Here is an 11,588-nt window from a genome sequence, read left to right as displayed (position 1 = left end):
ACTAGATACAGATAAAAAAAGTCCTCTCAATGCCTGGGTGGCGAAATTGGTAGACGCAGTGGATTCAAAATCCACCGTTGGCGACAACGTGCCGGTTCGAGTCCGGCCCTAGGCACCATAATAGATAAGTATTACTAACTCCTCCAAACCTGGTATTTCTAATCGCGATTGATCTTTAGTTGTTGAAATTAAACCATAATATTCAAGCGTTATCGAAATAACAGTCTGATTTCAATGCTAGCATCGAAACTAATCGAAAGTTGAATCGGTTTTATAAAATTCAGCTGCAAGAATGCATTTGGCTTGATTCAAAAATTTAAAATGGCTCCCCACTTAAAATTTAACTTTATAATTACATTTTTGACACTTCTAACTTTTACTAATACCTAGCAAATTTCAAAATGGCTCTTGATATTCCTTTGATAATTAACCTAACTAGTGGTTTTTATATCTAGGGTTGTGGCAGACTCTGGTACAAAGAGTATAAATTCTGGCTCATTTCTCCAAGAAAAATAATTAGCTCGAGTAACGCTTGCGTTGAGAGAGCTTGTAAGGGGGTGGGATTTTTAGTTTTTAATATACTTCTTAAATTCCCGAAATATAGTCATGGATGTTGAAATGGAATCAAACGATTCAGGTGGTGTAGCTGCAAAACACGGTTTTCTATTTCAGGACTGCGTAGCTGCTTATCATGTTACTCGAATGCTCCGAGACAAGAATATTCGAAGTGTTCGCTGTGAGGTCACAGATGACATTGATATTGTATATGACGGTTATATTGATTTCGTTCAGGTAAAAAGTACCGACAAATTGCGATGGAGCACTGCACAACTCGCTCTGAATTCCAAGGGAAGCAACAAAAAAACCATTCCACACAGCTCAATTTTGCATAAATCGATGCAGTGTAAGTCGGATCCAGCTTTTGGCAGAAGATACTCCATAGTAACAGAGGAAAAAGTTAATAATACCCTCGAGTACCTTTTAATCAGTCAGAACGCTAGGCACGGCAAGCCTGGTCGTCAGGAGCTAATTGATGATCTGAACTTACGGACTAACAATTATCAAACAAACTCTGGTATTTGTGTTTCAGATTGGGTCGATTCGGCAACATGGGAAGTATTTTCCTCTCTTCGCGAATTGGAACTACTGGGTATAAAGAACATACGACTTGCCTCTAATGATCTTCATGGAGTTATTCTCAGTTCCGAAACCGTCGCAGAGGATATCTGGTGCGATATTCTTCACTCTGTGACACTTAAAGGCGAACTATCTCGACGCATCAATAGTATTGATGACAAGTCTTACTCTCGGTCCGATCTTCTTAAATGGTTTAAGCAATATGTAGAAAATGATCAATCTCGTTCAGGCCGAAAAATCTATGTCAAAAGAGATTTGCCGCATATATTGACCCCATTCAGAGCTCAAATGATTTCGACCTGCGCTAAGCGCAAAGGGCAAGTCCTGCATCAGCAATATACACTCAAGCAATATCGCTATAAGCACATCGCAGACAATATCTGCCAATGGTTAGATGAGGTCTTTCTCCGTCCTAACGAAATGGCTGATAGTCTGAAGCTCACATTAGTTGAAAAGCGACAGCAGCTAAAACAATCTGTTTTCAACTCGCTAAATGACGTTAGGGAATTCCTGGGCCGAGTGCTGTTGCATGCGACGATCAGGCAATATCACGATAGCCAGCCGATACCCTGTTTACTTTTTATGGAAAAGAATGGAACGGAAAAAATTCTTGAAAACGTACACATCGTTCGCCGGGATCCAGATGATGATCAGCTTTGGATTGGCTTCAGTGAGTTGGTAACTGATATCGACATTGCAGTGAGATTACCAGAGATACGTGATCAGTTGTACGCAGAGATATTGGAGTGTATCGATGTGGCTCGCAAGAAAATACTAGACATCAAAGATGATAACTACTTACTTCGTCACGACATCAATGAAATTCTTGACGGCAGCCAACCTTTCGATGTCCACCTAGATCGATTTACTTTCGTACTGTTTGTAGGTTACAACTCAAAATTACTTACTGAACCAGAAACGTTAGGCTACGAGGATGACTTAGAAAAAGAAACGGTAGAGCTTTTTGACAAATTTGCTTCGGATCTAAAGGACAATTCTCCATTCACGGGAATTTGCGTCCAGGTATTCATCTATCCTGCTCCGAGTCTTGATCGGTTGACCCAGTTGGTTGAGAGTAAAGTAAAGGAGGCCATATGACGTTGGTCTATGAGGAAGCGAAAAGCAGCCTTCGCGATGAATGCTTTTCATGCTTCAAATACCTGCATGCTATTAACAAGTTACTGTCCAACCCTGTATCGAGAGACCTCGGGCGGGACTTAATCGTGCGCGCTCTAGATGTTCCGGAGCGTTTTGTTTCACACTCCACCATCTTGAAAAATATGGTGAGAAAATCTGGCTTGTTTCCGTATTTGGTTAAAGAGTTCTCCGATCTGACGCCGGAAGAGCTCAGAGTGCTTGATGTGTACCGAACGCCATTTTCAGAGAACTTTGTCTTCCATTCTATGCAATTCCAAATATTCGATTTGCTTAAGGCCGGCAAGAATGTGGTACTCAGTGCTCCGACAAGCATGGGAAAAAGCGCTATCGTAGATTCGTTGCTAGGTTTGGGCACATTACATAGGCTTGTTTTGGTAGTTCCAACTGTGGCCCTAGCAGACGAAACTCGCCGTCGATTGCATGAGAGGTTCGGTGACAGATACCAGATCATTCACCATAGTTCTCAAATATGTCATTCTGATAAAGTTGTTTACGTGTTAACTCAAGAGCGGGTTAATGAACGAAACGATATTGTCGACATCGACCTTTTTGTGATTGACGAGTTTTATAAGCTTGCATTCCGACAATTTAAAAATGGCGAGGTAGATCATCATGACGAGAGAGTCGTCGAGTTGAATATTGCGCTGAGCAAGCTGCTCAAGGTTTCAAAGCAATTTTACCTAACCGGACCGTTTGTTAAAGGCATCCATGGTCTCGAAAGGCTAGGTTATTCACATACCTTTGTATCCACTGACTTCAATACAGTCGCATTAGATGTAGAGACATTCAACATCAAACCGACGGATGATGTTGCGAAGAAAAACGCTTTGGCGGCGATAGCTCACAGATGTGTGGGCGCAACGATTATTTATTGCAAATCACCAACGGTCGCAGGCCAAGTCGCTCGTGAGCTTATCAAGCTAGGACATGGCACCTCGTTTAAGAATCCTCATATCGAATGGATCAGTAACGAATTCGATGTCGATTGGGATTATACTGTTGCTCTCAAGAATGGCATAGGTTTGCATTTTGGTGCGCTGCCCAGAGCACTGCAGCAATATACTATAGATCAATTCAATACTGGAAAACTCCGCTTTCTACTCTGTACCTCGACAATAATTGAGGGAGTTAATACTGTTGCAAAAAACGTCGTAATATATGACAACCGCGACGGGATACGCAGCATCGATAAATTCACTCACGGTAATATTAAAGGGCGTGCTGGACGAATGGGAGTTCACTTCGTTGGCAAAATCTTTTGTTTGGAAGCAATCCCTGAAGATAAACTAAATCAAGAAATTGATATTCCACTTGGAATTCAAGACATTGGTACACCGCTCAATCTCTTAGCAAATGTTCAGCCAGATCATTTATCTGAGTTTTCACAAGATCGCTTCAACAATGTCTTTGGCGATGATCGCATTTCCATTAATCTCGTTAAGAGACACTCGTACTTCCGTGTTGAACAACTAGAAGAACTACAAAGCATATTGGAAATGATGGACGACAAAGAATTTGCCTCGCTTGTGTTTCACTGGACACCTGCGACAAACTTCATGAAGACCTTCGCAAATATTATTGCCAGATTAGTTCCTCACACATTCCGCCGAAATGGGGTTCCGATTAAGCCGACTGATGTCATAGTTGCAAAACTTGTAGCCTATTATAATGCGGCAAGCTATTCAGAGTATATTAAAGATCAGATTGATCACGCTCGGCAGAGGATATCTGAAGGGGAAAAAAATACTCTTTCTTTCTATCTAAACAATGACTTGAAGATCATCACAAATACATTCGGATATACACTACCGAAGGTGCTCAGCTTGATGGAAGATGTCGTTAAACACAATGCGCTGAAGAGGGGCTTCAGCAACAAAATTGATTACACTCACGTTAAATTGATGTTTGAGAGTCACCACTTACCGCCAGGAGTTAACTCTCTTGAGGAAATGGGCATTCCTATTCAGACGTTACACAGACTGGTAGAATTGTTGGAGTTTCCAGAACAAGCCGATGTGGATGTGTTAAGCCAGTATCTTCGCGATACTCAAGATATTTGGAATAGATCTATTGGGTACGTCGATCAGGCATTCATTAGGCGAGCGCTAGGTATTTGAATTCCTTGCTAGTATTTATTCTATAAGGTCAATTTTTAAATATAATAAAAATGCTTGCTTAGATGTAAAGCAAGCATTCCTCGTTCTAGATGGAATTACAATTTGTATACCTGGTTTATAGCTGAACGATAATCGATACCTAGCCACTGACAGAGCTCCAGAAACTCCAGAATATCCAACCCCCGAATACCCTGCTCAATCTTGCCGAAGTAGCTATGTGGTAAGCCACTGATCGCTGCCATGTCACGCATAGTAAGACCTTTAGCGTTTCGCTGCTCTCGTAACCAATTACCGAGTGCAATGCGTTTAGGGCTGGCTTTTAAGTGGGCTTCACCCCGTTTAGGTTTGTATGCTTCCATTAGCTTACCCCCACCTCAAAAACCCCCATATCCAGCCAGTAGGTTAAAAAGTTATCTTCCCATATCGGGTAGATTTCTCTTGCGACTTCAATAGGGTAGTAGCCGGTCATATCCTGAAAGGTGCCAGCGATAAACTCGAAGTCCAAAGACTTCACCAGCTCTGCGCAATCGCCGATACCGGCATAACAAAAGTCAGTGATGTAGCAGATGTCATAACGGCCACTGGTGCCGGTCAGTAGTATCTCAACGGGATGGTAGCCGCCATCTTCTGCACTGTATTTCGGGTCCCGAAAGTTCACGCAGACAAACTCTGCCAGTGGCTCTCTGTGCGGCTCGATTACTTTAATCAGTTCATCAATAAATCGCTTTGAAACAGGCAAAGCTAAGCCCTCGTACTGAATACGCATAATGTTTACTCCTGAATAGATGGGGTGTTACTTAAAAATATGACCGTGGGTTTGTCGCATACTGGTGTGCTGGTTTAAGCCGATAATCACATGGTCCAGCACGGTGATATTTAAGATATTGCCAATCTCGATGACCCGCTCGGTAAAGCGCACATCGGCCTGGCTTGGCTCACTTAACCCAGATGGGTGATTGTGAATTAGGATAACCGCCTTTAAGTTTAAAATGACTGCCGTGCGTAGCAGCTCAACAGGCCTTGTGCTGATTGCATCGGCAGTGCCTTTTGCCACCACTTCAAAGCAATTCACTTCGTGCTGTGAGGTGAGGTTCACCACGATAAACACTTCTTTGGTTTCATGCTTTAGGTAGTCAAAAAGCTTGCCTATGACTTCAGGGCTGTTAGCTGTTTTACCGGTAATGTCACAGTCCACCTCTTTAAAGCGGTAGGTCAGTTCTATTTCTCGCAGGGTTGCCATAACGCACCTCCAAAACCTGCTAAACGTTTTTTAACCTGATTGAATGAATTGGCCGGCACAGTGACCGGCCATATCACCTCATTTCTTGTCAGTGGTTTTGGCTTTCGGCGGTTTCGGTGGTTTTGCCGGTGACAGTTGTAATATCTGCGCATCCAGCTCACCGCTTTCTACAGCTTTGATGATGGTGCTGATGACGGTCGGTAAATCTTCTTTTTTACCGACATCAATTGCCGCTTTGCCTTTTTCCAGCTCCAGCGTTTTAAGCCCAACTTTGATTTCAAAGTAGTAGTGCTCGTTGTCATCAAAGTACCAGGGGCGTACCGCTTTGCGTGTGCGTACGGTTTTTCGCTCACCGCTTTCGGGGTCTTTCACCTTTTTATCTTTATAGGCTTCATAAGCCTGACCATCTAACATGGCCTGCGCCATGGCTTGCTGTTCATCCAGCTTTTCAATCAGTTTTAGGCGTTTGCCTAAGATGGGTGCTTTGGGCTCAATTTTTGGGCGAGCGATAACCTTGAGCGAACTCAATATAGACATAGTGTGTTTTCCTTATGATGTTGGCTTAGTGGCTATTGCACAAAGCCGATGGGGGTTTTAGGTTGCTTGCGGTTGTTTTCATCGGTCAGCACGGCAAGCGCTAACTGACGATGTTCGTGCGCTGCGCTAAAGCGCAAACGACGGGTTAAAAGTGCAAAATCGCCGGGTGTTAATCTGCTGAGCGAACTTAGCTGCTCAGTCTCTAACGTTGATAGCTGTGGAACGCTCACAGTGCGCTTGTACAGCGTTAAAACTTGCTGCGCGCTCAAGTAGTCACACTGCAACTTGAAATCAAAGCGGCGTAATATAGCGCTATCCAAAGCTGTTTCGAAATTAGTTGCAGCGAACAGCGGGTAGCTAAAGCACTCAAGCTGCGCCAGCAATTCGTTCACCACTTGCCGCTCATGGTGCATGTTTAACCGCTCCCGGCTCGTGAGCAGGCTGTCTACTTCATCCAGCAGTAACATCTGGTTGTTGCGATGCGCTTGCTGAAATAGTCTGGCGATTTGTTTTTCAGAGCCGCCGACATATTTACTCAGTACATCCGAGCTTAATACGCGCTTCAGTTCCCGCTTATGCTGCTCGGCCAGGTGATGCGCCAGCGCGGTTTTACCGGTGCCAGGTGGGCCACTGATTAACACCCGTATCGGTGCGTTAGTAGCAACAGCATGGTTTATCTGCTTGAGTACCGCTGCGGATTCTTTGATGTTAAGCAGTGACATATCGAACGCCAGCTCCGCCTGATAGCGCATACTGTCATCCCACAAGTCGCAGGCGGTAAGGCTGTTCTCTATCACATCCTCGATAACGCCTTGTGCCAAACTACGTTTAACGCCCAGCGCTCTGGCAACATGGGAGGCGTTAGCCAACAGTGCCGGTGTCAGGTTCGGGGTTTTACTAAGCCGTGTATGAAACTCACTGCTGATGCCTAAGCCTTTAAACTCAGCACGGCTCATTTTCTCAAGCACTTCGTCTTTCGGCGCATTAACCGGCATCACCAATTTAAAGCGGCGAATATAGCTGTGTTCTAACTGGTCAACATAGTTGGTAATCCAGATAGTCGGCACCGCGTTTTGCTCTAATAACCGATGTACAGACTCTTTGGAGTAATGCGTATCGGCGCTATAGAACAGGCTCTCGCACTCATCGACCAGTAACATCATGGCACTGCCGCCCATTAAGCTTTGCAGCATTGTGATGTATTGAATACGCTGGGTGTCTGAGCTTTTGGCGCCAAACTCGTTAGATAAAAAACCTTCGTCCATACGCACGTTACGGGCTTCATAAAGTGGTACTGACAGGCTTTTGGCCAATACTTTCGCCAGTGCTGTTTTACCGCTACCGGCTTCGCCATAGAGCAAGATGTTTACGCCACTAAGCTGCTGGCTGATTGCTTCAGCCAGATAGCCTTGCAGTAGCGCGACATCGACATAGCCAAAATCATCCGTCTTTAACAGTGTTTCGATGCTTGGGCAAAGTAGATGGCGCAGCAATTGCGCTTTGCTTTCTATCTGCTCACTGGTCAGTACATACAAAATACTGGCCGGTATCGTGATGTCCTGCAGTTCATTCAAATACCGGTCTACCAGTATCACGCCGTTTTGCTGTAACACCGATAAGCTGTGCGAGACATCGTTAGCGCTTAAACCGGATACCTCACATAGCAGTCTTTCCAGTGCCTTTTCTTCAAAGTGACCACCCACAAAATCCACCAGCTGATTAAGCCCCTGATTAATGTTCATCAGTACCAAAAAGCCGAGGGCAGGACCAAAGTTTGGTGCGACATTAAACAAAGTGCAGAGTGTCGCTAAGTTCTGCTCTACTCGGGCGGTCAGTTCAGGCGCAGCATCAGCAATAGTTAAGTGCTTAAGCGCTGTAGCCGTAGTCAGCTCAATATTGCTATCAAACACATGGCCGCTGATACGCTTCATAATGGCGCGACTAACATTTGTCATCGCCAAGTCTACATCTATCAAGCTAATCACGTTTCTGGCGTAAAACGCTGCTAAGTAATGACAAGGCAGCGGTGTATTAGGCGGGGTTATCATGCTTGCCCCCGGCAATATCATAGTTAAGTGCCGTTGCCGCTTGCTGCATAAACTGCATATCGCGTTTATCGTAAATGGTCGTGGTGGTAATCGACGCATGACCGGCCATCTGTCGTACTGTATTAAGGTCGATATTCTGCTCTAGCAAGCGCGTAATAAAGGTGCGGCGTAAATCATGCGGTGACGCATTCTCAACACCAATATGCTGTAACTTGTCTTTGATTAGCCTGTACACCAGCCAAACGCTTAAGGCTTTGGCCGGTTTTACACTACCGTTTATCAGCATCGAGCAAAACAGATAGCCAGGCTGCATAGAGCGTAGTTTTAGCCAGATTTGCAGATAGTTCAGGCACCACTTGGGTAAGAATACAGTGCGGGATTTGTTGCCCTTACCGTTACGCACCAGCAGCGTTTGCTTGTTCAATTCGATATCTTTTAGCTCTAGCGCTACCAGCTCACTTCGACGAAGACCAGTACCAAGCAATACTGCAAATAGCGCTATATTGCGCTTACCCACTGCGGATGTTGACCGCTCCAGTAGTGTAAACAGTGCCTGAACCTGCTGCTTTGTTAGCGCAGTACCGGGGTATTCGGCATGTTTAAGCTTGCTTAGGCTACTAAGCTGATTTAGCTGCTCACTATCAGCTAGCTTCATCATCACAGCAATTTTGACGATACTGCGGATAGCTACCTGTGCTCGATTAATCGTGCGTGCAGCCCAGCCAGCATGCTGCAACATAGCCCGGATCTGCAGCATATCCTGATAGTTGATTTGGTGAAATCTTGCTTCATCGTCAACCGGCCAATCCATAACTTTAGCGATACTGCGAAGCTGTGACGCAATAGACGTTTTGCTATTAGCCGATAGCCTGCTCAGGTAAAGCGAATACGGCGAAGCTGTACTCATAGAGCACCTCGTTAGATAGTGATAATCAGATTGAAATAGGGTGAGAGAAGGAGCGCAAGAGATAGCGCTACACTATGGTAGCGCTGGTTTTGATGGGATTGCGAGCGGTATTTATGACACGGTTAACTAGTATTTTCCCTGTACTTTTTGGGCAGCATAAACTTAAGAATATTTCGCAATATGATTTTCTGACGTTCTTCAAACCATGCACTGGCAAATGTTAGCTTGTACCGCTCAATTTGTGCGTGCATCTCAGTAAACATCGATTTTTTTAATTTACGCAAAATTTGTTTCTCTGAGAGATTTGTATACTCCGGTAAAGTTTTCTTTTGCTTGATAGTTTGCTCCAAAAGTTCAGCATTTAATCCATGCGTTTGCTCATAGGATTTAAATAGTGAAAATAAGAATCCTGTTTCCAACGCATCATACTGGCATTCTCCTAACTCTTTAAATGCCGCGGGGCTGTAGAACTGTACTTCTTTAAACATATGAGGCAGGCCTACCAGATCCTTAAGCTTTCGATTTGACCCGTTGCTCTGTAACTTTAGAACCCGTTCAATGCGAGTGTAGTATAGTGGCTGACTATCCGGGCCGTTTATCGTACAAACATGTTTCTGATTTTTCTCTTCTTTTTTCTTAACTTTGTCATATGCCTTAAAGTGTGATGTTGAAATTTTACCAGCGTACTGTGTCTGCAAATATTCCTTTTTAGTTCCATGTTCTTGTGCTGAATGTTCTCTCTTTTTGGCATAGTCATAATGCATACAGCGTGGAGAATTGAAAATAAGAATGGGCGTGGGAACGCCGATTAGATCTGCTGCCAAATCTACTCTAGTGATATTAGCATCTGCTAAGCTTTCCCAGAAGTTTTCAAATACATTTGTATCGTTGATTGCACAGAATAATTTGCGAAGTGAATTGCCGGTAAACACACTAGGGTTTAGCGATATTCTTATTGGGCGGGGAGTACAGTCAGTTTGGCCTCCTACCAAACCTATCCAAAGATAAATCCTCTTATTTGGCTCACCCTCTAACCATACATGCCTTTTCTTTAAATAGCGGGATTTAACACGTCTATCACGTTTTCCTTTGTCTTCCGCGTATTTTACTCTTATCTGTGTACCTTGTGTACCATCGTTATTACTGAAAAACGTAATGGCCCTATTCACCTCTTCTTCTGTTGCAGCCAACGTCAGATTAAGCGAATCCACTATAGGAAACATACCCCAGGCCTGGGGGTTAGATAGTTGTGACGTTAATAGTGTATGGTAGTAGTGAAGGTGTTTATCTTTTAATGATACGGCATCCATGCCTTGCTTATGGGATTCCTCTAATGCCTTAATGTCAGTATTAGAAATATTACAAGCTATAACCTGACTATTAACGTTATCGTATGGATGGATAAAGTTATTTTTAGATCTGAATTCAGCTAGCACCTTATTTATAGTGCTAAAGTCATTAATGTCTATAGTGTTATAACTTATTCTCACACTGCTATCCTTTAATATGTTAATAAAAATCAATAATGTAGCTCTATTACTTAGCCTTCTGCTGCTGATTTGATCTTGTTAAGATTAGTTATAATGGACATGATGTCTTTTTTGTTAAGATTTTCGTAAAGCGCTTCTGCCATATTTCTTAGAAAATCTGGCCTGGTCGTAGATTTTTTGATTTTATTATGGATCTTCGAAATCTTTTCCTTGGTTTTTTTATGCTGCGGTGAAATTTCATCAATATATCCAAGCTCTGTCATTGTTTTCGTGATGACAGTTCGTGTAACGCTTTTTGGATCAGAATGGGATTTGAGCACATTACTAAATACTTCTTTCCGTTCATCTGAATCGAGTTCTTTCAATGCCTCCAGAGCATTACCCGTATATTTACCGACCGCATCTGCACCACCAGCATCGAAAGCAATTTTTGCTTGGCTAAGTATCTTATGAGCGGCTTTATACGAGTGCTCTAAATAATCATCGATAAAATCCTTCATAGTATCGCAATCAAATTGTCGGAAGCTTTCTGTCATTTCAACAGACAATAACAGCGCTTGAAAATTGACATCCTTATTGTCAAAGATTTTCATGTGACTACTGATGCTTTTTTTATCAATAACCGCATCTGGGTTATTAAGGTAATTTATATATTGGCTTCGAATTGAAGAAGATTCACTTTCTGTATTTGTTGAAGTATTTTTATTCTGAATTTTTTTCTTCGGCTTTTCTTTCGCTTTGCCTGCAGGCTTTTTACTGCCAGAGTCTTCCTTACGGCCAATATTAGGTTTTCTTTTAATCATACTTTTCCCTTTTACACTGAAAGCAACCCTAATCGCGAGCTCGCGATTAGGGTCTACTTGTATTATTTGAGTATTGTTAAGTTCAAGGTATGGTCACATCGCATGTGATGCCCCAGAAAAACTCTTAATCAGGCTAAGAAATAATCCGAGG

The 11,588-nt window shown here is 43.2% G+C and carries 10 protein-coding genes and 1 tRNA gene; 3 read left to right on the top strand and 8 right to left on the bottom strand.

Features of this window, described 5'->3' with window-relative positions; all coding sequences use genetic code 11:
* Positions 1 to 31 precede the first annotated feature (31 nt).
* The 3 genes from H1D31_RS01565 to H1D31_RS01555 all read left to right on the top strand — a co-directional run bounded on the left by H1D31_RS01565 (position 32) and on the right by H1D31_RS01555 (position 4,412).
* A tRNA-Leu gene (locus tag H1D31_RS01565) sits at positions 32 to 118 on the top strand.
* A gap of 500 nt (positions 119 to 618) precedes the next feature.
* Entirely contained in the window at positions 619 to 2,235 is a 1,617-nt protein-coding gene (locus tag H1D31_RS01560) for a dsDNA nuclease domain-containing protein (RefSeq protein WP_261255358.1), read from the top strand.
* Positions 2,232 to 4,412 (top strand): DEAD/DEAH box helicase, encoded by a 2,181-nt coding sequence (locus tag H1D31_RS01555; RefSeq protein ID WP_261255356.1) that lies wholly within the window; start codon positions 2,232 to 2,234, stop codon positions 4,410 to 4,412. The genes H1D31_RS01560 and H1D31_RS01555 overlap by 4 nt, the downstream gene beginning before the upstream one ends.
* A 95-nt stretch (positions 4,413 to 4,507) precedes the next feature.
* Here H1D31_RS01555 and H1D31_RS01550 read toward each other — a convergent pair whose 3' ends face one another.
* From H1D31_RS01550 to H1D31_RS01515, 8 genes are all read right to left on the bottom strand, one after another.
* On the bottom strand, positions 4,508 to 4,771 hold the full coding sequence (locus H1D31_RS01550; protein WP_261255355.1) for a helix-turn-helix domain-containing protein: 264 nt from the start codon (positions 4,769 to 4,771) through the stop codon (positions 4,508 to 4,510).
* On the bottom strand, positions 4,771 to 5,178 hold the full coding sequence (locus H1D31_RS01545; RefSeq protein WP_261255353.1) for a DUF2787 domain-containing protein: 408 nt from the start codon (positions 5,176 to 5,178) through the stop codon (positions 4,771 to 4,773). The genes H1D31_RS01550 and H1D31_RS01545 overlap by 1 nt, the downstream gene beginning before the upstream one ends.
* Before the next feature lie 27 nt (positions 5,179 to 5,205).
* Positions 5,206 to 5,652 (bottom strand): JAB domain-containing protein, encoded by a 447-nt coding sequence (locus H1D31_RS01540; protein ID WP_261255350.1) that lies wholly within the window; start codon positions 5,650 to 5,652, stop codon positions 5,206 to 5,208.
* A gap of 78 nt (positions 5,653 to 5,730) precedes the next feature.
* Complete coding sequence (locus H1D31_RS01535; RefSeq protein ID WP_261255349.1) at positions 5,731 to 6,189, bottom strand: DUF6641 family protein; 459 nt, start codon at positions 6,187 to 6,189, stop codon at positions 5,731 to 5,733.
* Between the two features lie 32 nt (positions 6,190 to 6,221).
* A complete protein-coding gene (locus H1D31_RS01530; RefSeq protein WP_261255347.1) occupies positions 6,222 to 8,144 on the bottom strand; it encodes an AAA family ATPase in 1,923 nt (640 codons plus the stop codon).
* 76 nt (positions 8,145 to 8,220) lie between these two features.
* The gene (locus tag H1D31_RS01525) at positions 8,221 to 9,144 is read right to left on the bottom strand and encodes a tyrosine-type recombinase/integrase (protein WP_261255345.1); all 924 of its coding nucleotides are present in this window, start codon (positions 9,142 to 9,144) and stop codon (positions 8,221 to 8,223) included.
* A 122-nt stretch (positions 9,145 to 9,266) separates the two neighbouring features.
* Positions 9,267 to 10,634 (bottom strand): hypothetical protein, encoded by a 1,368-nt coding sequence (locus H1D31_RS01520; protein ID WP_261255343.1) that lies wholly within the window; start codon positions 10,632 to 10,634, stop codon positions 9,267 to 9,269.
* A 50-nt stretch (positions 10,635 to 10,684) separates the two neighbouring features.
* Positions 10,685 to 11,437 (bottom strand): fimbrial protein, encoded by a 753-nt coding sequence (locus H1D31_RS01515; RefSeq protein ID WP_261255341.1) that lies wholly within the window; start codon positions 11,435 to 11,437, stop codon positions 10,685 to 10,687.
* Positions 11,438 to 11,588 lie beyond the last annotated feature (151 nt).

It is taken from the genome of Alishewanella sp. BS5-314 (assembly GCF_025377695.1).
GTDB classification, from domain to species: Bacteria; Pseudomonadota; Gammaproteobacteria; order Enterobacterales; family Alteromonadaceae; genus Alishewanella; species Alishewanella aestuarii.
This window is presented reverse-complemented; position numbering and strand designations above follow the sequence as displayed.